18 protein-coding genes are annotated in these 19,173 nt (G+C 64.0%); 10 read left to right on the plus strand and 8 right to left on the minus strand.

Annotation, left to right across the window (positions count from 1 at the left end; genetic code table 11):
- Positions 1-14: 14 nt before the first annotated feature.
- The 4 genes from BM338_RS03560 (at position 15) to BM338_RS03575 (ending at position 6,972) form a co-directional block, all read left to right on the plus strand.
- Complete coding sequence (locus BM338_RS03560; protein ID WP_090450095.1) at positions 15-959, plus strand: complex I NDUFA9 subunit family protein; 945 nt, start codon at positions 15-17, stop codon at positions 957-959.
- A gap of 380 nt (positions 960-1,339) precedes the next feature.
- On the plus strand, positions 1,340-2,569 hold the full coding sequence (locus BM338_RS03565; protein ID WP_090449444.1) for a multifunctional CCA addition/repair protein: 1,230 nt from the start codon (positions 1,340-1,342) through the stop codon (positions 2,567-2,569).
- A gap of 59 nt (positions 2,570-2,628) precedes the next feature.
- Complete coding sequence (locus BM338_RS03570) at positions 2,629-4,659, plus strand: LTA synthase family protein (protein WP_090449445.1); 2,031 nt, start codon at positions 2,629-2,631, stop codon at positions 4,657-4,659.
- 69 nt (positions 4,660-4,728) lie between these two features.
- Positions 4,729-6,972: a YfhO family protein gene (locus tag BM338_RS03575; protein ID WP_090449446.1), complete on the plus strand. Its 2,244-nt coding sequence runs from the start codon at positions 4,729-4,731 to the stop codon at positions 6,970-6,972.
- Here the strand turns inward: BM338_RS03575 and BM338_RS03580 are convergent.
- Both BM338_RS03580 and BM338_RS03585 read right to left on the minus strand, forming a co-directional pair.
- Positions 6,967-8,172 (minus strand): class I SAM-dependent methyltransferase, encoded by a 1,206-nt coding sequence (locus BM338_RS03580; RefSeq protein ID WP_090449447.1) that lies wholly within the window; start codon positions 8,170-8,172, stop codon positions 6,967-6,969. The genes BM338_RS03575 and BM338_RS03580 overlap by 6 nt on opposite strands.
- A gap of 59 nt (positions 8,173-8,231) precedes the next feature.
- Entirely contained in the window at positions 8,232-10,424 is a 2,193-nt protein-coding gene (locus BM338_RS03585; protein WP_090449448.1) for a TonB-dependent receptor, read from the minus strand.
- Between the two features lie 238 nt (positions 10,425-10,662).
- Here BM338_RS03585 and BM338_RS03590 point away from each other — a divergent pair, with 238 nt between their 5' ends.
- Entirely contained in the window at positions 10,663-11,379 is a 717-nt protein-coding gene (locus tag BM338_RS03590; RefSeq protein ID WP_255367176.1) for an EcsC family protein, read from the plus strand.
- Between the two features lie 85 nt (positions 11,380-11,464).
- Complete coding sequence (locus BM338_RS03595; RefSeq protein ID WP_090449449.1) at positions 11,465-12,211, plus strand: pteridine reductase; 747 nt, start codon at positions 11,465-11,467, stop codon at positions 12,209-12,211.
- Between the two features lie 49 nt (positions 12,212-12,260).
- Here the strand turns inward: BM338_RS03595 and BM338_RS03600 are convergent, their stop codons facing one another.
- The 4 genes from BM338_RS03600 to tsaD all read right to left on the minus strand — a co-directional run bounded on the left by BM338_RS03600 (position 12,261) and on the right by tsaD (position 15,124).
- Positions 12,261-13,082 (minus strand): DUF6159 family protein, encoded by an 822-nt coding sequence (locus BM338_RS03600; protein ID WP_255367177.1) that lies wholly within the window; start codon positions 13,080-13,082, stop codon positions 12,261-12,263.
- A 106-nt stretch (positions 13,083-13,188) separates the two neighbouring features.
- Positions 13,189-13,671: a 2-amino-4-hydroxy-6-hydroxymethyldihydropteridine diphosphokinase gene (gene folK / locus BM338_RS03605; protein ID WP_090449451.1), complete on the minus strand. Its 483-nt coding sequence runs from the start codon at positions 13,669-13,671 to the stop codon at positions 13,189-13,191.
- Complete coding sequence (folB, locus tag BM338_RS03610; RefSeq protein ID WP_090449452.1) at positions 13,671-14,030, minus strand: dihydroneopterin aldolase; 360 nt, start codon at positions 14,028-14,030, stop codon at positions 13,671-13,673. The genes folK and folB overlap by 1 nt, the downstream gene beginning before the upstream one ends.
- 41 nt (positions 14,031-14,071) lie before the next feature.
- On the minus strand, positions 14,072-15,124 hold the full coding sequence (tsaD, locus tag BM338_RS03615; RefSeq protein ID WP_177229214.1) for a tRNA (adenosine(37)-N6)-threonylcarbamoyltransferase complex transferase subunit TsaD: 1,053 nt from the start codon (positions 15,122-15,124) through the stop codon (positions 14,072-14,074).
- Between the two features lie 55 nt (positions 15,125-15,179).
- Here tsaD and rpsU point away from each other — a divergent pair, with 55 nt between their 5' ends.
- Positions 15,180-15,395: a 30S ribosomal protein S21 gene (gene rpsU / locus BM338_RS03620; protein WP_014404075.1), complete on the plus strand. Its 216-nt coding sequence runs from the start codon at positions 15,180-15,182 to the stop codon at positions 15,393-15,395.
- A gap of 193 nt (positions 15,396-15,588) precedes the next feature.
- The gene (locus BM338_RS03625) at positions 15,589-16,035 is read left to right on the plus strand and encodes a GatB/YqeY domain-containing protein (protein ID WP_090449453.1); all 447 of its coding nucleotides are present in this window, start codon (positions 15,589-15,591) and stop codon (positions 16,033-16,035) included.
- A gap of 5 nt (positions 16,036-16,040) precedes the next feature.
- Here BM338_RS03625 and BM338_RS03630 read toward each other — a convergent pair whose 3' ends face one another.
- Positions 16,041-16,343, minus strand: coding sequence for a hypothetical protein (locus BM338_RS03630; RefSeq protein ID WP_090449454.1), 303 nt, complete (start codon positions 16,341-16,343; stop codon positions 16,041-16,043).
- A 141-nt stretch (positions 16,344-16,484) separates the two neighbouring features.
- Between BM338_RS03630 and BM338_RS03635 the strand changes: the two genes are divergently transcribed.
- Positions 16,485-16,655, plus strand: coding sequence for a DUF1328 domain-containing protein (locus BM338_RS03635; RefSeq protein WP_090449455.1), 171 nt, complete (start codon positions 16,485-16,487; stop codon positions 16,653-16,655).
- 8 nt (positions 16,656-16,663) lie between these two features.
- Here BM338_RS03635 and BM338_RS03640 read toward each other — a convergent pair whose 3' ends face one another.
- On the minus strand, positions 16,664-17,299 hold the full coding sequence (locus BM338_RS03640; protein ID WP_090449456.1) for a GNAT family N-acetyltransferase: 636 nt from the start codon (positions 17,297-17,299) through the stop codon (positions 16,664-16,666).
- Between the two features lie 79 nt (positions 17,300-17,378).
- Between BM338_RS03640 and dnaG the strand changes: the two genes are divergently transcribed.
- The gene (dnaG, locus tag BM338_RS03645; protein WP_090449457.1) at positions 17,379-19,118 is read left to right on the plus strand and encodes a DNA primase; all 1,740 of its coding nucleotides are present in this window, start codon (positions 17,379-17,381) and stop codon (positions 19,116-19,118) included.
- The last annotated feature ends 55 nt before the right edge of the window (positions 19,119-19,173 follow it).

The following is a 19,173-nucleotide window of genomic DNA, read 5'->3' on the forward strand; positions in this document are numbered from 1 at the left end:
AAGGTGCAATCGCCATGAAACCCAAGCAACTTGTCATTCTCGGCGGCACCGGCTTCCTCGGCAGCTACCTGGTACCGCGTCTGGCTGCCGATGGCCACCGCATTGTGCTGCTCTCGCGCAACCGCGAGCGCCACCGTGAACTCTCCGTGCTTCCCCAGGTGGAAATCCGCAGCACCGACGTCTACGACGGCAATGCTCTGCGGCGCCAGTTCGAAGGCGCCGATGCGGTCATCCACCTGATCGGCATCCTCAACCCGCAAGGCCGTCACACCTTCCAGGAAACACACGTGGATCTGCCACGGCGTGTCATCGCTGCGTGCCAGGCCGCCAATGTGTCGCGCCTGCACCTGATGAGTTCGCTCAAAGCCGGCCAGGGCCTGTCGCGATACTTGAAGACGCGCGGCGAAGCCGAAACCGTAGTGCGCCAATCCGGCCTCGACTGGACCATCTACCAATCCAGCGTGATGTTCGGCGCTGGCGACGGCCTCGTCAGCCGCTTCGCCAAACTGCTGCGAAGCATGCCCGTGCTACCGCTCGCACGCGCACCCTCACGGCTTGCGCCCACCTATGTCGGCGACGTCGCCGAAGCCATCGCCCGTTGCGTCGCCGACGACGCACTAAGCATCGACCGCACCTTCGAACTTTATGGCCCCGAAGTCCTGACCCTGGGCGAGATCGTGCGCAACATCCGCGACACCGCCGGCCTGCACACCCCCATCCTACCCCTACCCGACAGCCTGGGCCGGCTGCAGGCCACCTTCGCCGAACTCCTCCCCGGCAAACCCTTCTCCCGCGACAACTTCCTCTCCCTGCGCACCGACTCCGTCGGCAAACAAGACGGCTACGCCACCCTGGGCATCCACCCCCAACCCCTCACACCATGGCTGCCTGCGCTGCTGCAAGGATCAATCCGCCAACGCCGCCTAGACCAAGCCCGCATCACCTACCGCGCGCGCTAAGAGCGCGCCGCTTTTGCCCTTGACCACCTTTCCCTCTATACGGCGGTGAGGGCTGGACCATCAGGCCCCGAAGAAAACTATCCCGACGTCTGACACTGGAAAAGGCGTAGCTACAAAGCCCGCCGCTTGCTCTTCAGGCCATTTCTCTTTGGTTACTTTCTCTTTGGGCCAGCAAAGAGAAAGTGACTCGGACCGCGGCAGCGGTTCGAAAGCCCGCCGCAGGCGAGCCAGGGCACGCAGACATGACAATCGGAGCGCACCACTCTGGATCCCTGCCTGCGCAGGGATGACGAGTAGGTAGGGATATCGCAAGAGCCAAACCCTCACCCCAGCCCTCTCACAAGAGGAGAGGGAGCAAAGCAACGTGGCAGAATCCCCTCATGCGTACCTACCTAGTCGGCGGCGCAGTCCGCGACAAACTGCTCCGCCGCCCCGTCGTCGACCACGACCACGTCGTCGTCGGCGCCACGCCCGACGACCTCCTCGCACTTGGCTACAAACCCGTGGGCAAAGACTTCCCCGTCTTCCTGCACCCACAGACCAATGAGGAATACGCACTCGCCCGCACCGAGCGCAAAACCGGCCGCGGCTACCACGGCTTCGCCTTCCAGGCCGACCCCTCGGTGACGCTGGAACAGGATCTGGCCCGGCGCGACCTCACCATCAACGCCATCGCCGAAGACGAGCACGGCGTATTGGCGGACCCTTTCCACGGCGTGCGCGATATCGAGCAACGCGTGCTGCGGCATGTTTCTTCGGCCTTCGTCGAAGACCCGGTGCGCCTGCTGCGCGTGGCACGTTTCGCCGCCCGCTTCGCACCTCTCGGCTTTAACGTTGCCGACGAAACCATGGCCCTGATGCAGAAGATGGTGCGCGATGGCGAAGTGGATCATCTGGTGCCGGAGCGCGTATGGCAGGAAACCCGCAAGGCACTCGCCGAACCGCGTCCCTCGGCTTTCCTGCAGGTGCTGCGCGAAAGCGGCGCATTGGCGGTGCTGTTTCCTGAAATCGACGCCCTGTATGGCGTGCCGCAACGCGCAGAATTCCACCCCGAAATCGACACCGGCATCCACCTGGAGATGGTGCTCGACATGGCCGCGCGCATCGCGCCCGGCAACGACCTCGTCGGCTTCTGCGCGCTCACCCATGATCTCGGCAAGGCGCTGACGCCAGCCGATGTCCTGCCGCGGCATATCGGCCACGAACAGGCCGGCATCGCACCGTTGCGCCAACTGTCAGCGCGGCTGCGCGTGCCCACCGACTACGCGGCGCTGGCCGAACAGGTGTGCCGCGAACACCTCAACGCGCACCGCGCCCTCGAACTGAAGCCGGCAACTGTGCTGCGCCTGCTGAGCGCGCTGGATGCATTGCGCCGCCCCGAGCGGCTGGATGTATTCCTGGCCGCCTGCGAGGCGGACAAGCGTGGCCGCCTGGGTCACGAGAACGACAACTATCCCCAGGCTGACTATCTGCGCGCGGCCCGTGCGGCGGCAGCGGGGATCGGCGCCGCGGCCTTCGTGGCCCAGGGACTGCAGGGGCCGGAAGTGGGCGCCGCGCTGGAAAAAGCCCGCGTAGCGGCCATTGCCGGGGTCAAATCCAGCGTCCGCTAAGCCAATCCGCTATATAAAACGCGGCTGCCTGGCACTTTTCGGTAAAGTCGGGCGTTCTCATGATCTTGCGCCCGGAGCCTCCTTTGTCAGCCACTACTCTTTCTGCTTCGCCGCTGCGCCAGCGTTTTCGCCCTTTGTGGTGGCTCGGCATCGTCTACGTGCTGCTCGGCGCCATTACCCGCCTTGTCCTCCTGGGCATGGCTGGCAGCGGTGTGCCGCATAACCCGCTGTATTGGGCCTATGCCTTCGGCGTGGGCGTGGGTTACGACCTGGTCACCTTCATCTACGTGGCCTGGCCGCTGGTGCTGTTCCTGTGGCTGATGCCGCAACGCGCCTATGTATCGCGCATTGGCCAGTGGGTGCTGTATGGGCTGGGCGCGGTGCTGCTGTACTGGCTGATGTTCGTCGCCGTCTCCGAACTGGTGTTCTGGAACGAGTTCGGCACACGTTTCAACTTCATCGCTGTGGACTATCTCGTCTACACCACCGAGGTGATCGGCAATATCCGCGAGTCGTATCCGCTGGGCGCGTGGCTGGGCCTGCTCGCCCTCGCCGTGCTGGTGGTGCTGGTACTCAGCCGCAAGGGACTGTGTGTGCGCGACAGCGGCACCCGCTTCCTGCAGCGCGGCAAGGTAGTGCTGACCTGGCTGGTACTGACCGTGCTGATCTCTTTTGCGTTCAAAGGCACGCTGAAAGACCGCACCGACAACGTCTTCGTCAACGAACTCTCCGGTAACGGCATCTACGAATTCTTCGCCGCCTTCCGCAGCAGTCATCTCGACTACTCGCGCTTCTACACCACGTTGCCGGAAGAACGGGCGTTCCGCGATGTGCGCGCCCTGATCAAGACGCCCGAGGCCACCTTCGTCAGCGACGATCCGCGCGATCTTACCCGCGAGATTCGCCACGCCGGACCGGAGAAACACCTCAACGTGGTGCTGATCAGCGTGGAAAGCCTCTCCGCCGATTTCATGAAGACCTTTGGCGATAAGCGCGACATCACACCCAACCTCGACGCACTGGTCGACCAGAGCCTGTTCTTCGACAACCTGTACGCCAACGGCACACGCACCGTTCGTGGCCTGGAGGCGTTGTCGCTGTCGATCCCGCCGACGCCGGGCGATTCGCTGGTGAAGGCGCACAACAACGAAAACCTGTTCTCAGTAGCCACGGTGTTCAACGACCGCGGCTATCAGTCCGATTTTGTCTATGGTGGCTACGGCTACTTTGACAACATGAACTACTACTTCAACCACAACGGCTATCGCGCGGTGGACCGCAACGACATCGCCAAGAGCGACCCCATCCACCACGAAAACGTGTGGGGTGTGGCCGACGAGGATCTGTACACACTCGCGCTGCACCAGATGGACAACAGCTACGCGGAAGGCAAGCCGTTCTTCCTGCACGTGATGACCACCTCCAACCACCGCCCATTCACCGTGCCCGCCGACCGCGTGCCGCAGAAGAACGGCACGCGCGAAGCCGCCGTGGCCTACACCGACTGGTCCATCGCCGACTTCATCAAGCGCGCGCGCAGCAAGCCGTATTTCGACGACACCATCTTCGTCATCACCGCCGACCACTGCTCCTCCAGCGCGGGCCGCACCAGCGTGCCGATCAACCGCTACCACATCCCGCTGTGGATCTATGCGCCGAAGCACATCCAGCCGCAGCGCGTGCACCGGCTGATGAGCCAGATCGACATCGTGCCCACCGTGCTCGGCCTGCTGAACTTCAGCTACCGCAGCCGCTTCTTCGGCTACGACCTGTTCCAGCTCGAACCCGGCCGCGAACGCGCCTTCCCCGCCACCTACGAAAAACTTGGCTACCTGCACGGCGACATCCTCACCGTGCTCGAGCCGCAGCGCCGCCTGGAACAGATGAAACCCGACTTCGACACCGGCGACGGCACCCCAGTGCACCCGGTCGATCAGTCGCTGGTGGATCAGGCCACTGCGTATTACCAGGTGGCAGCGCATATGTATAAGAACCAGCAGTTGGGGCGGCGCAAGGAGGACAGCACGCCGGTGCAACCGCTCCTGGACACCAGCCAGAATCCCGCTGAAGCTACGCCTGTCTCACGCTAAACCGCCGGACGTCGCTACACGCCTTCGAGGAGGGCGCGTAGCGACGCGCCCATCAAGAAAGGGATATTCATGACCTGGTGGCAACGTCCTGGCGCTCGCCTATTCGGCGCATTGTTGCTGATATGGCTGCTTCTGAATCTGCCGGTGCTGGCGGGTATCAAGGTCTTGCCATGGGATGCCAGCGATCAGTTCTATCCCACCGTTTATTTCAACGCGCACAGCTTGCGTCACGGTTTGGCGCCCTGGTGGAATCCGCACATCTACGGCGGCTATCCGCAGATCGCCGATCCACAGGGCATGCTTTTCTCGCCACTGCTGATGTCATGGATGATGCTGCCCTCCTCTCCGGGCAGCACTTGGTTTGCGTGGGGTGTATTGCTGCATGTCCTGATGGGCGGCGCTGCTGTGCTGGCCCTGTTGCGTCAGATGGGTGCCAACCCCTTCGGTGGCCTGATGGGCGCTACGGTCTTTATGGCCGGTGGCGTCGCTGCATCGCGCCTTGAGCATGTACCCATTGTCCTGGCCTACGGTTACGCGCCCGTCGTACTGCTCGCGCTTCGCCATTTCCTAGCGCGGCCGCGATGGCAGCGTGGCCTGGTGTTTGGATTGACTGCGGGAGCCATGCTTACACAGCTAGTGCAGCTCACCTATCTCCTGGCACTCATGCTTGCGGCGTACGGTGCGGCGGCAACCGTGGCACATTGGCGTTACTACACCCCCCGTGATCGCCGGCAATGGTGCACGGGCATGGGCCTCGCGCTCCTGCTTGCGCTTGCCGTAGGACTACCGCAGCTTGTCCTGAGCCTCGCGTTCACCGTCCTGTCGAATCGTGCGGAACTGCCGCTGGCCGCCGCGGCTCCAGCATCGCTGGATCTGCGCGCCTTCCTCACGTTGCTCAACCCCAATGCACTGCATGCATTGCGTGGCACCTATGCAGGGCCGACCTCTCTAGTTGAGGCTTATCTCTACATTGGCGTCATGCCCATGCTGCTGCTCGCAGGATGTGGACTGGCTTGGCGACAACCGCAACAACGTCGGCAGATGCTGTTCTTTGGCGTCGTGGGATTGATCGCCATCTTGTACATGCTTGGCGTAAACACGCCTTTCTATGGATGGCTGTACTCATGGTTGCCGGGGATCAAGCAATTCAGACGCCCCTCGGACGGGGCCTACCTGCTCAATTTTTCTTTCGCGATCGTTGTCGGCCTATCCGCCTCACACTTCAAGCTGGAATCGCGGTGTCACCTCACGTGGCTGCTGATGGTTGCCGCCGCGTGGTTACTGCTCGCCAGCTTCGCTATGCGCGACGCGCATGCGCGCTGGCAGACAGCCACTCTGGCAGCTTCACTGTTTGCCATAATTGCGTTGTGGCGGGTTCGGCGCTCCGGCATTACCAACGCGGGTCGGGCCACATGGTTATTGGCACTGCTGGTGGTCGACTACCGGTGCTTCAATCTCAACGGCGTGTTCAATCAAGCTCCCGATAGCGTCCGTGCATGGATGCGGGACGATGCAGCCGCATTCATCACAGATCAGACCCGCGCCGCCGGCAGGCTGCTGCCTCCCCGCGTCGAACCGGTGGACACCCGTCCGTATTGGGACAACCTGGTTGCGCTTCGCGGCCTGCATTCCACCCAAGGCTACAATCCGCTGCGCTATGCGCTCTACGAGCAGTGGTATGGCGCGCGCGAAAGCAGCAATCAGGCCTGGCCCGTTACTCTCTACAACACAGCGCCAGGTAGCGCGATGAGCGCATTGCTTGGAGCCGAGTACCTCGTGCGGGACACCACCCTCAAGTCGGCCTTATGGATGCCATCCACCGGCTACGAGCGCGTCTTCACTGGACGCCACGGTGAGGTCTGGCGGAATAGCCGTGCCTATCCGCGCCTCCTGACGCCCGTTGAAATGCGCACATCCGAGGCACCACCATCACCGGAGGTGTTCGCCTCAACCGACTTCAACCAGACGTTCTGGCTGACTCCTCGTGACGCACAAGATCGCCAACTTGCGGAAGCTCAGTCATCCAGCTGCAACCAGCGCCTGCAGCTGCAGGACGCCACCACCACGCCAACATCACTGACGGTTCGGACACGCTCTGAAGAGGGCCCTGGCTGGCTGGTGGTAAGTGAACTCGATTTTCCAGGCTGGCATGCACAGGTCGACGGCGCACCACTACCGATTCATCGTGCCAACGGTATGTTCCGGGCAGTGTGCGTTCCGGCAGGTCAGCACACGCTGGAATTTCGCTTCCACCCCTGGGCGATGGTGGCGGAAACCTGGCAACGCTACCGGCGAGATGCGGCTCGCCTATAGCCGCTCACCCTGATCCGCCGCCAACAGGTCAGCCGGCAACGGCACCATATCCATGCCACGTGCAAACACCATGGCCTGGAAACGCTCGCCCATCTGATCCGGCAGGGTAAGACGCTTCACCTGCTGCGATAGCCGGTAGCGCGTCGCTTCGTCATCGGTCTCGGTGTAGGCCTGCTCGAACACCTCTTGCAGGCCGGCGGCGATCAGGAAATGCGCCTGCGGCAGATAGGCGGCGACACCAAAGCCGGCCTGGTTACCGGCTTCGGCCAGTGCAGTGAAATCCACGGACGCCGTAAGGTCGTTGAGACCGGGCAGATATAGCGGATCGTTGTGTGCATGGTGGCGGTAGTGCGCCATCAGCGTGCCGTCGGTACGGCCGGGCTGGTAGAACTCGCGCCGCACGTAACCGTAGTCAATGAAAAGCATGATGCCGCTTGTGAGCGATGCGGCCACCGCCTGCATCCAGTAGGGCAATTGCGGCAGGATCTCGGAGCGATAGCTATCCGCGAATTCGGTCTCTATATCGCGCTCGACGTGACGTACCGCACCGGAAACCAGCGCGTCGGCCGGACGATCCGTGCGCATCAGGCGTCCCTCGCCATCGAGCGCTACGTATTCCTCATAGACCTCGCCGTCGCGCATGGAAAATCGTGTCGTCGGCAAGGCGTCGATCACTTCATTGGCGAACAGCACGCCTTGCCAGTCTTCTTCCGGCGGGCGATCCAGCCATTGCACACCTGCGAACAGCGCGGGAGGTAAAGCGGCAGCCAGGCGTTCGTGCTGGCGCTCACGCAGGTCCGCACTCGGCTCAAGGATCAAGTAACGGTGTGGCGCGGCGTTCTCCGCATGCAGTGCCAACAGCACGGCTTCCGCGAACGCTCCGCTGCCGCCGCCCAGCTCCAGGAAATCGGCCGTCTCGCCGAGCATTTCCAATACCGGCTCTACGACCTTCGCCACGCAGCGGGCGAACAATGGCCCCAGTTCGGGCGCGGTGACGAAATCGCCAGCCTCGCCGAACTTGGTCGCGCCCGCGCTGTAGTAGCCCAGCCCCGGCATATAGAGGCAACGCTCCATGTATTGCGAGAACGGCATCGGCCCGTGTGAGGCGATCTCTTCGCGCAGGCGCTGCAATAGACGGTCGGAGTGCTCGCGCTCTTCGGCACCCGGGGCAGGCAGACGGGATGACTTGCTTGGATTCATCCCGCCAAGGATAGCCGAAGCGGCCCTTCACTCCCTCGGCGGAGAGAGGGGCTGGCCGGTCAAAAGTCCTTCTGCAGACTCAGATACAACCCGCGCCGCGGCCCGAACTGCGGCGCACCCACACCGATGCCGGTGCCGTCGCGCAGCTGGTAGGTACGATCCAGCGCGTTGATGACCGCCAATTGCGTATGCAGCGTGCCCACGCTGTCGAAGTTGAAGTCGTGCGACAGGCTCAGGTTGAGCTGGAAGTAGTCCGGCATCGAGTCGCCGTTCGGCACGGCGCCGCCACGGCGCAGGCCGCTGCCGTAGAGATAGTTCGCGCCCACCTTGGTGGCACCGTCGATGGCATAGCTGATGCCACCCGACGAGGTGTACCTCTGGTCGTGGTCGAGGTGGATGTAGTTGTTGTCGATATAGGCGAGATCGTCGACCGAGAAGTTGTACTGGCTGGTGAGGACTTTCTTGCCCATCGAACGGTTGTAGGCAAAATTGAAGTAGGCGGAGATCGGACCCTCATCGTAGTTCGCAGTGAACTCGACGCCACCGATATGGCCACGCGCATAGTTGAAGGTGGAGTACACCAGCGCAGCGCCGAACTGCCCCTCGTCCTGCAGACGAGTCACCTTGCGGTAGTAGGTATCCAGACCGAGGGTCAGTGCGGGGGTAACGTTCTGCGCGATGCCAGCGTCGAAATAGTCCGAGCGCTCCGACAGCGGCGTGGCGTTGCCCGGATTGGACACGGCGTTAGTGGTGCCATCGAACTTGGCGATATTGGAGATGGTAACCATCTCCGTCGCCGGCGGCGTGAAGTAGCGCGAGTAGCCGGCATGCACTGTCGTGCTGTCCGTGGCCTGATAAACCACACCCAGGCGCGGACTCAGCTGGCTCTCGGTGCGCGCCAGCGTGTACTTGTCGCCGCGCACGCCGTAGTTCACCGTCCACTTCTCGCCGATGCTCCATTCGTCCTGCACATAGGCAGACCAGGTTTTCGCAGTCAGGCGGTTGTTGTCGATGATGTTGAACGGCGTGGTGCTGGCCTGGTTGCCGTTGGCATCCACCGGAAAGACCCAGGCGTTGTTGCCGCTGCTGGCGTGCTCGAAGCTGCCGTAGACGCCGTAGCGCAAGGTGTTGTTGTCGCCGATCGGCGTGGCGAAATCCGCCTGCAGCGTGCTGGCCCGATTGGTGCGCGTGACGTCGGAAGCGACACCCTTGAACATCAGGTCGCCGATAAAGTCCGGCTGGAAATTCACGCTGGTGTAGCGCTGCCCCACCGACACCTGATAGTCCGTGCTGCCCAGCTTGCCTTGCAGTGCAAGCACACCGAAGCGCGTCTTTTCCCGCTGCTGTTCGTTGAGCTTGGCCGAGTCGAAGTCGACCGTGTCGAGATAACCGAACTGCGGCGTCTGGTTCGGATTGTTCGGCACCTGGAAGCGGTTGTTGCTGACACCGAACAGAAAACTCAATCGGGTCTCGTTGTTGATCAGGTACGAGATGTCGCCGAAGGCCTTCACCTGATTGGTGTGATCGTGGATCGGCTTGCGGCTGGAGGTCGGGTTCTCGATACCGACATCGTTTTCAAGATAGTTGGCCGTGAAGAAACCGCTCCACGCGCCGCTGCTGCCCCACACCGAAGCATTGGGATTGAGCGTGCCGAACGAACCGCCGGTGATGCCGACACTGCCGCCGTTGCCCAGGTCATGACCGCTCTTGGTGGTGATGTCCACCACCGCCGCCGTGCGCAGGCCGTACTGCGCCGGCAGCGCGCCGTCGAGCAGCTTGACGTTCTTGATGGTGCGCGCGTCCAGCGATTGGCCGAAGCCGGAAATCGATTCGGGAATGATCACGCCATTGATGCGGTATTGCAGGTTCGCGTGATCACCGCGCACATGCAGTCCGCCGTACGAATCCTGCACGACGCCCGGCGCCTGCAGGATCACTTGGTTCAGCCGCGTCGATTCGCCCAGCGGCATGGCCTGGATCGCCTTCTGGTCGATCACGTACTGACTGCTGCCGGTATCCGGCGACAGTGCATTGCGTGCCTGATCCAGCGCCGCCGTCACATCGATCGCGCCCAGTTGCTGGACCTTGTTCGCTGGCTTGTTGCGGGTAGCGCCACTCGCGGCATCCGCCGGAGCGTCGTCTTTCACGGAAGGGCTGGCGGTATCGGGGGTTTGCGCGGTGGGTTCCGTCGCATGCGCAGATACGGCAGCCAACGCGGCGGCAAGACTGAAGGCAAGCAGAGTGGGCTTCATCGGGGACTCGGGCGGGAAGGGGGCTGTGTTTTTCGATACGTTATAACATTGCCATTGAACCAAGCTCAACGCCTGCCCCAGAAGTCACCCTCTGCGTCGCATAATCTTGCGAAAACAATCGTCTGCGGACGTCCAAACACCCCAACCTGACCGATACCGCTCTCCCCCAGCCCCCACTCGCCATATTTTCATCAAAGCCACCTAGACTCCCTTGCGCGCGACCGTCAGGAGCTCCCGCATGACCGAGGGCAACAAGCAGCTTCCCGCCGTGATCGGTGCGGACGAACACAGCCGCATCACCCAGGCGATCCTGGATTTCGTCAGTCAGATCCCGCACAGCAAGGTGGACACCAGCAGCGATCCCGAGGCCGAGGCTCGCAAGCTGGCCAATCGCGCAGCACAACGCGCCGCGCTCACCGCCGGCTCGCTGGCGCTGCCGCCGGGGCCGCTGGGCTGGCTTACCGTGCTGCCCGAGCTGATCGCCATCTGGAAAATCCAGGCACAAATGGTCAGCGATATCGCCGCCGCTTACGGCAAACACCCCGCGCTGGGCCGCGAGCAGATGCTGTGGTGCCTGTTCCGTCACACCGCCGCGCAGGCGTTTCGCGATCTGGTGGTGCGCATGGGCGATCGCCTGCTGTTCCGGCGCATGTCCTACGCGGTGGCCGAGCGCGTCGCCAAACGCATCGGCGTGAAAGTCACCCAGCGCACCGTTGGCAAAGGTCTGTCGCGCTGGCTGCCGGTAGTGGGCGCGCTTGGCGTCGGCGCCTACGCGTACTACGACACCGGACAGGTCGCGAGTACGGCGATCGCCATGTTCGGCGGCGATTTCGATACGGAAGTCGATGAGGCTCCAACAGCCGTCCTGCCGAAGGAGCACCCCAAGCGCGGCGTGGTGCACACTGTCGGCCGTGTCGCGCGCAAAGTGGTCAAGCGCGAGCATCCGCCCAAATAGCTGCACTTCGCGTGCGCCTGCGGGATGACGCCCCAGGCGCTTTGCGGCAAGCTGCGCGCTGATCCGACGCACGCAGGAGCCGCGCATGAACTCACACCAGGAACGTCCGGTCGCGCTGATTACCGGCGCCGGCAAACGGGTGGGCGCGGAGATCGCACGCACGCTGCATGCGGCAGGCTATGACCTCGCCCTGCACTGCCGCCGCTCGGTCGACGAAGCCGGCGCGCTTGCTGCCGAACTGGAGCAGCGACGCTCGAACAGCACCCTGGTGCTGCAGGCGGAGCTCGCCGATCTCGATGCCTTGCCAGCGCTGGTCGATACCACTGTCGCGCAATTCGGCCGTCTCGACGCACTCGTCAACAACGCGTCCGCGTTCTACCCGACACCGATCGGCACGGCGACATCCGCACAATGGAACGAGCTGTTCGCCTCCAATGCACAGGCGCCATTCTTTCTGGCACAGGCCGCCGTGCCTGCCTTGCGCGAGTCGCGCGGCGCCATCGTCAACCTAGTCGACATTTACGCGGAACTACCGCTCGCCAGGCACCCGGTTTATTGCATGGCGAAAGCTGCGCTGGCCGCCATGACACGATCACTCGCGCTCGATCTCGGCCCCGACATCCGCGTCAACGGCATCGCACCTGGTGCTGTGATGTGGCCCAGCGACGGCAAACCCTACGACGATCAGCAAGCCATGCTCGCGCGCACGCCGCTGCAACGCGCTGGCTCGCCGCACGATGTCGCCGGCGCCGTGCTGTGGCTGCTACGCGACGCGCCCTTTGTCACCGGACAGATCATCCGCATCGACGGCGGTCGCTCGCTCGCCGTATAAAAAAAGGGCGGCATCGCTGCCGCCCTTTTTCATCGTGTCACCGCTGAGTTCAGCTCTTCGGCTGGAACGCCCGCTCCAGCAGCGCCTGATCGAAACCGCCGCCGACCTTGCCTTCTTCCGCGTACTGATACAGCGCAGCGGCATAGATGCCCTGCAGCGAAGCCTGGATCAACGCGAGCAGCGTGAAGCTGATCACCACCACCGCGATGACCGCAATCAACACGGCGGCCGATTGCATGCTCGCTGCTGCCACGACCAGGCCCACGGCGAGCAATGCCGCGACAAAGGTAACGATGCCGAACACCACGCCGAGACCGGCGTTGCCGATCAGGTTCTCGCCCCAGGTCTGCTTGAGCAGTTCCACGCTGCGCTTCACCGCGTCCATCGGACCGATGTCCTGGCTGGCCAGTACCGGCACCACCAGGAAAGTAGCCACGGTCCAGGCCAGGCCGAGGAAGCCGGCAACCAGGCGACCGATCAGCCCCAGGCGCTCCTGCAATGCACGCAGCACCAGACCCACCGTGGCTGCGATCAGCGCGTAGCCGAAGATGCTGACCACGCGCGACTTCGCCACCGCGAAACCGGCCTCAAGACTGGTGGGCTCCCCACGCAGCCGCTGCAGCGCCGCGCCAGCCAACGCGGTATTGAAGAAGATGATCACGAAGTACTGCACCAGATAAAACACGAACAGCGCCGCATAGGCACCGACGGAAAGCCCGCGCTCACCCACGCCCGCGCGCTCCGCGCCCATCATCGCCATGCCGATCGGGATCAAAAAGCTTGCCGCCACCAGCAGACAGCAAAGACCCGACAGCAACGGGAACATCATCAGCGACTTGTCGGAACGCAGTACCGCCGCGCTCGACCTCATCAGACTCCAACTACGTGCGAACTTCCCAGCCATGCCCCCTACCTCATTCCGTGGTGATTGAGGTGCGTGTTCTAGCACCCGCGCGTGATGGGCGATAGTGCGAGGTTCAGAGCGGCTCAGGTGTCAGCAGCTCGTGCTCAGCCGGGAACGCCGCCCACAGCGCCGCCATGCGTTCGCCGCTTACGGGATGGCGCAGCTCCGGGGCGATGTCGGCGATGGGACGCAGCACAAAGGCGTGCTTCAGCTCCTTGCGTGGGATCTCCAGATGCCCCGCGCCCTGCCGCACCAGGTCGTCGTACAGCACGATGTCCACGTCGAGCGTGCGGTCCGCATAACGAGGCACATCGCGGCGGCGGCCATGGCGGTCTTCCAGCGCATGCAGCCAGTCGTTCAAGGCTTCCGGCGAAAGATCGGTATCCAGCCCCACCGCGAGGTTGACGAAATCCGGCCCGTCGAACCCCACCGATTTACTGCGATAGGCCGGCGACACCACGATCGCACCAAAGCGCGCGCGCAACTCATCCAGCGCGGCACGCAGGTAGCGTTGCGGCTCGATATTGGAGCCGAGACTCAAATAGGCGCGCGCCATCAGTCCGGCCGCTGCCCGCGTTCGATGCGTACTCCCACCGCCTTGGAGCCACGCACTGCTCCGGGCTTGGAGAGTTTCAGGCGTACCCAGCTCACCCCGAATTCTTCGCGGATGATGGCGGCGCAGCGCTCCGCCAGCGTCTCCACCAGGCCGAAGCTGGAGGCGCCGACGTAATCGATCAGGCGCTTGGACACATCCTTGTAGTTGAGCGTGTCGGCGATGTCGTCCGTCGCGGCGGGACGGGTGTTGTCGAACGCCATCTCGATATCGAACGACAAGGTCTGGCGCACGCGCCGCTCCCAGTCGTAGATGCCGATGACGGTGTCGATGCGCAGGTCTTCGATGAAAACGATATCCATGCGGTTAGGGTCGGCAAGAAGCCGCCCCGATGCAAGCGCCGTTACACGGCGGCTGGCAGGCTTTCCAGATCCCAGCGCGGAAATACCTGCACCGTTTCATCCTGATGCTGGCCATGGGCCAGGCGGATGGCGCCGGCCAGGGCGATCATCGCGCCGTTGTCGGTGCAGAATTCCAGTCGCGGGAAATACACGCGAAAGCCTTCCTTCGCCCCGGCCTCCGCCAGCTCCTCGCGCAGGCGCTTGTTGGCGCCCACGCCGCCGGCAATCACTAGCCGCCTGGCGCCGGAGGCCTGCAGCGCGCGGCGACACTTGATCGCCAGGGTGTCGACGATGGCTTCCTCGAAGCCGCGTGCGATGTCCGCGCGGGTCTGCTCGCTCTTGTCCGACTGCTGCCAGGCCAGCAGCACCTGGGTCTTCAAGCCCGAAAAGCTGAAATCCAGCCCCGGCCGGTCGGTCATGGGCCGGGAGAAACGGAACACACCCGGTCTGCCCTGCTGTGCCAGTGCGGCCAGCGCCGGGCCGCCTGGATATGGCAAGCCCATCATCTTGGCGGTCTTGTCGAAGGCCTCGCCGGCCGCATCGTCCAGCGTGTCGCCCAGAATGCGGTACTGCCCGACACCCTTCACTTCCACCAGCATGGAATGGCCGCCGGACACCAGCAGGGCCACGAACGGCGGCTCGGGCGGGTCATCTTCCAGCAACGGGGCCAGCAGATGGCCCTCCATGTGGTGCACACCGATGGCTGGCACCCCCAGCGCCCAGGCCATAGCCCGTGCCGCCGCCGCCCCCACCAGCAGGGCACCGACCAGACCGGGGCCGGCGGTGTAAGCTACGCCGCCCAGGTCCTGCGGGGTCAGGCCGGCTTCGGCCAGGGCCTCGCGCACCAATGGCAGCAGCTTGCGTACGTGGTCGCGACTGGCCAGCTCCGGCACCACACCGCCGTAGTCGGCATGCAGCTTGATCTGGCTGTAAAGCGCGTGGGAAAGCAGCCCGCGGCCCGGCGCAGCCGGCTCCCAGCGCAGCAGGGCCACGCCGGTTTCGTCGCAGGATGTCTCGATGCCCAGAATGGGCTTTGAAAATTGCTTCGTGTCCACGCTATACTTCGCGGCTCGCCCGATCAGACGGGCTAGTTTACCATTCGGAGTTTCCATGCCCAGCGTAAAAGTTCGCGAGAACGAGCCGTTCGAGCTTGCCCTGCGTCGGTTCAAGCGCACCTGCGAAAAGGCCGGCGTTCTGGCCGAGACCCGCAAGCGCGAGTTCTATGAAAAGCCGACCCAGGAGCGCAAGCGCAAGCGTGCCGCCGCGGTGAAGCGTCACCTGCGTCGTCTCTCGCGCGACACTTCGCGTCGTACCCGCCTGTACTGAGCCTTTCGTCCGCCCAGCGGACGATCCAGAGTGCAGGCGCCACCGGCGCCCAGCCTCAAGGTTACAGACACGGCCCGGCAGCTGGCGCGTTTATCCGCCGCCGCTGCCTTCCGCTTCAACATAGGCCGGCGTTGCCCTGTGCAACGCCGGCTTTATGCGTTTCCTTCACGCCACCACCCCGACGGAGAGTGACATGTCCCTCAAGCAGCAGCTCACCGAAGACATGAAGACCGCCATGCGCGGCGGCGACAAGCAGCGCCTGGCGGTGATCCGCCTCATGCTGGCCGCGGTCAAGCAGCGCGAAGTGGACGAGCGCATCGAGCTGGACGATGCCCAGACCCTGGCCGTGCTGGAAAAGATGCTCAAACAGCGCCGCGACTCGATCAGCCAGTACGACGCCGCCAACCGCACTGACCTGGCCGACATCGAGCGCGCCGAGATGGTGGTGATCGAGGCCTACCTGCCGGCCAAGCTCAGCGACGAGGAAGTCGACGCGCTGATCACCGCCGCCATCGCCGACACCGGCGCCAGCACCGCCCGCGACATGGGCAAGGTGGTCGCCGCCGTGAAGGAAAAGGCTGCCGGCCGCGCCGACATGGGCGCCGTCTCGGCACGCATCAAGGCGCGCCTGGCGGGTTAACCGCTTTAGGCCGCCGCCGCGCGCAGCCAGAACAGCAGCGCCAGCAGCACCAGCACCGCGACGCCGACCATCCAGGCACTGCGGCGTCGCTGCCGGCGCAGGCGCTCCCAGTTCGCCAGATCCAGGTAATAGCGCCCCTCACCGGGGCAACGCAGCACGACATGTCCCACTAGCTGATGCCAGGCGATGCCCGGCTTCAAGTTCAGCTCGTCCGCCGTGCGGGCACTATCGGCCGCCGTCGCGCCGGCCTGCTCGAAGTGCTGCACGATGTCACGCTGTGCGCGCAGCAACACCAACGTCAGCAACATCGTCATCTCCTCGAATGGATCGTGAAGCCCGCGGCGCGTCATGACGCCGCGCAAGCGTTATCGAGGCACCCTCTTCACACCCTGCCCGCTACACCGTGAGCGTCCGCCGTTCGACGGCATGACAGCATGACGGAGGCAAGCATGCTCAAGTGGGCCATCATCCTCGCCATTATCTCGCTGGTCACCGGCTGGCTGGGTTTTTCGCAGATTTCAGGCGTCACCGGCACCATCGCCAAGATCCTGTTCGCGATCTTCCTGATCCTGTTCATCATCGCCGTGCTGGCGGCGATCGGCCTGTTTCATATCGTGTAGACGGCAACTCAGCCCGACCACCGCTCCATGCGCCGGTGGCCGGGCACGCTGCCTTGCGCGTTCGATAACTCGGACAGCCGCTCGCCCGTCACCGTGAAGCCGCAGCGCGCGTAGAGCGCCTCGGCACGCGGATTGCTGACTGCCACATCCAGCACCATGCGCTCCCGCCCCTGCCTTCGGGCCGCAGCCACCAGATAGTTGATCAACGCGCGCCCAATGCCCTGCCCGCGCAACGTCGGCGCCACACCGAGATGCGCCAGGTAGTGCATATCGCCCGAAGGCGGTGGAATCACCGACTCCACCCGCAAACCGCGCGTCATGACACCAAGCGCGTGCCGCAGCCCGTAATACCCAAGAATCTGGCGCGCCGCCGCCAGGGTGAAGGGCCAGTGCGTCTCGGCGCCAAAGCCCGCACCCGCCACCACCACCTGGCCATCGAACTCACCCACGCAGTGGTTGCGCCAGCCAAACTCACCCGCGCCATCGACAAAGGCATGTCGCAGGAAAGCTTGAGCATCGCTGCGCCCCGGCACCGCAAACACATAATCAAAAGCGGCAGGTCCGGAGCTGTAGATCAGCGGCACCGCCGCCTCGACGTCATTGGCACTGGCTGGTCGAAAACGGATCTGCGCACTAGCTGCCATGAACACCCCTCCCCGAGTATCCACGCAGCATAAGGCGAGTCCCCGCAGCATGGGCCACCCCCGGTAGACTAAGCCTCTTATGCGCGGCCGTATCCCTGACAGCTTCATCGACGACTTGCTTGCCCGCGTTGACATCGTCGACGTGATCGAGCGGCGCGTGCCGTTGAAAAAAGCCGGGCGCGAATGGACCGCCTGCTGCCCGTTCCACAACGAGCGCACGCCCTCGTTCTACGTCAGCCCCACCAAACAATTCTTCCACTGCTTCGGCTGCGGCGCGCACGGCAGCGCGATCAAATTCCTGATGGATTACGACCGCCTGGAATTTCCGGATGCGGTGGAAGAACTGGCGCAGTCGGTCGGCCTGAAAGTCCCCTTCGAAGGCGGCCGCGACAACGCGCCGCGCGAAGACAAGACCGATCTCTACAGCCTGCTCGATGCCGCCGCGCGCTGGTATGAAGGCGAGTTGCCGCGCAATGCCGACGCACAGGCGTATTGCAAGAAACGCGGCCTCGATGCCGAGACCATCGCACGCTTCCGCATCGGCTGGGCGCCAGCCGGCTACGACGGCGTGATGAAGGCGCTGGGTGCGCATGAAGCGCGGCGCATGCAGCTGCTCAACGAAGCCGGCATGGTGGCCAGCAACGAACGCGGCAGCAAATATGACCGCTTCCGCGAGCGGCTGATGTTTCCGATCCTGGATCGCCGTGGGCGTGTCATTGCCTTCGGTGGGCGCGTACTACAGCCGGATCAAGCACCGAAATACCTCAACTCACCGGAAACACCCCTCTTCCACAAGGGCCGCGAGCTGTTCGCGCTGTGGCAGGTGAGGCAGGCCAACGCCAGCCTCGCCCGCATCGTGGTAGTCGAGGGCTACATGGACGTGATCGCCATGCACCAGGCCGGCCTGCCCATCGCGGTAGCCACCCTGGGCACGGCCACCACGCCGGAACATACCGAAGTACTGTTCCGCGCCGCGCCTGACGTGGTGTTCTGCTTCGACGGTGATCGCGCCGGCCGCGCCGCTGCGTGGAAAGCACTGGAATCCGCGCTGCCGCGCCTGCGCGACGGACGCCAGGCCTACTTCCTGTTCCTGCCCGATGGCGAGGACCCGGACACACTGATCCGCAAGGAAGGCAAGGCAGGATTCGAGCAGCGCCTGAAAAACGCGACGCCGCTGTCCGAATACTTCTTCGGCGAGCTGTCGCACGACGTCGATACCGGCAGCCTCGATGGCAGAGCACGTCTCGCCGAACGCGCACGGCCGCTGATCGCGCGTCTGCCCGACGGCGCCTTCCGCGATCTGATGGCGCAGGAGTTGGAAAAACGCACCGGCGCCCGCGCCCTACTGGAGCCTGACGCCGCTGCGCGACGCCCGGTGCAGCGCCCGGTCGCGGTGCAGCGCAGCCTGGTACGCAGTGCGATCGCCCTGCTACTGGCACAGCCCGGCATGGCCGATCAGGTCGAGCGCCCGTATCGCTTCCTTCGCCTCGACAAGCCCGGCGTGGACCTGCTCGCCGACTTGATCGACCAGGCCCGCTCGCGGCCCGGCATCAATCCCGCGATGCTGGTGGAGCACTACGCCGAGCGTCCGGAATATCCCGCACTGCAAAAATTGATGGCCGCCACCGTCGTCGGCGAGCCGGAAACGCAACGTGTCGAGTTCTTCGATGCGCTGCAACGCATGGAGCAACAAGTGATCGAGCAGCGCCGCACGCTACTCACCACCAAGAGCCGCGAAGGCGCACTCGACAGCGCCGAGAAAGCCGAGCTGCGCGAATTACTGGCCGCACGGGTACAGCGCCCGGTGGCTTCGGACTGAAACCGGCATGCGGTTATCCTTGACCGTTCCGTACTCACCGGCCGGCGCACATGGA

This window comes from Dyella sp. OK004, from assembly GCF_900114495.1.
In the GTDB taxonomy this organism is placed as follows: domain Bacteria; phylum Pseudomonadota; class Gammaproteobacteria; order Xanthomonadales; family Rhodanobacteraceae; genus Dyella_D.

Bases quoted from the DNA above. Each gene is read 5' to 3' on its own strand.
- BM338_RS03560 (WP_090450095.1), top strand. From the start codon at position 15: ATGAAACCCAAGCAACTTGTCATTCTCGGCGGCACCGGCTTCCTCGGC.
- BM338_RS03565 (WP_090449444.1), top strand. From the start codon at position 1,340: ATGCGTACCTACCTAGTCGGCGGCGCAGTCCGCGACAAACTGCTCCGC.
- BM338_RS03570 (WP_090449445.1), top strand. From the start codon at position 2,629: ATGATCTTGCGCCCGGAGCCTCCTTTGTCAGCCACTACTCTTTCTGCT.
- BM338_RS03575 (WP_090449446.1), top strand. From the start codon at position 4,729: ATGACCTGGTGGCAACGTCCTGGCGCTCGCCTATTCGGCGCATTGTTG.
- BM338_RS03580 (WP_090449447.1), bottom strand. From the start codon at position 8,172: ATGAATCCAAGCAAGTCATCCCGTCTGCCTGCCCCGGGTGCCGAAGAG.
- BM338_RS03585 (WP_090449448.1), bottom strand. From the start codon at position 10,424: ATGAAGCCCACTCTGCTTGCCTTCAGTCTTGCCGCCGCGTTGGCTGCC.
- BM338_RS03590 (WP_255367176.1), top strand. From the start codon at position 10,663: ATGACCGAGGGCAACAAGCAGCTTCCCGCCGTGATCGGTGCGGACGAA.
- BM338_RS03595 (WP_090449449.1), top strand. From the start codon at position 11,465: ATGAACTCACACCAGGAACGTCCGGTCGCGCTGATTACCGGCGCCGGC.
- BM338_RS03600 (WP_255367177.1), bottom strand. From the start codon at position 13,082: ATGAGGTCGAGCGCGGCGGTACTGCGTTCCGACAAGTCGCTGATGATG.
- folK (WP_090449451.1), bottom strand. From the start codon at position 13,671: ATGGCGCGCGCCTATTTGAGTCTCGGCTCCAATATCGAGCCGCAACGC.
- folB (WP_090449452.1), bottom strand. From the start codon at position 14,030: ATGGATATCGTTTTCATCGAAGACCTGCGCATCGACACCGTCATCGGC.
- rpsU (WP_014404075.1), top strand. From the start codon at position 15,180: ATGCCCAGCGTAAAAGTTCGCGAGAACGAGCCGTTCGAGCTTGCCCTG.
- BM338_RS03625 (WP_090449453.1), top strand. From the start codon at position 15,589: ATGTCCCTCAAGCAGCAGCTCACCGAAGACATGAAGACCGCCATGCGC.
- BM338_RS03630 (WP_090449454.1), bottom strand. From the start codon at position 16,343: ATGTTGCTGACGTTGGTGTTGCTGCGCGCACAGCGTGACATCGTGCAG.
- BM338_RS03635 (WP_090449455.1), top strand. From the start codon at position 16,485: ATGCTCAAGTGGGCCATCATCCTCGCCATTATCTCGCTGGTCACCGGC.
- BM338_RS03640 (WP_090449456.1), bottom strand. From the start codon at position 17,299: ATGGCAGCTAGTGCGCAGATCCGTTTTCGACCAGCCAGTGCCAATGAC.
- dnaG (WP_090449457.1), top strand. From the start codon at position 17,379: ATGCGCGGCCGTATCCCTGACAGCTTCATCGACGACTTGCTTGCCCGC.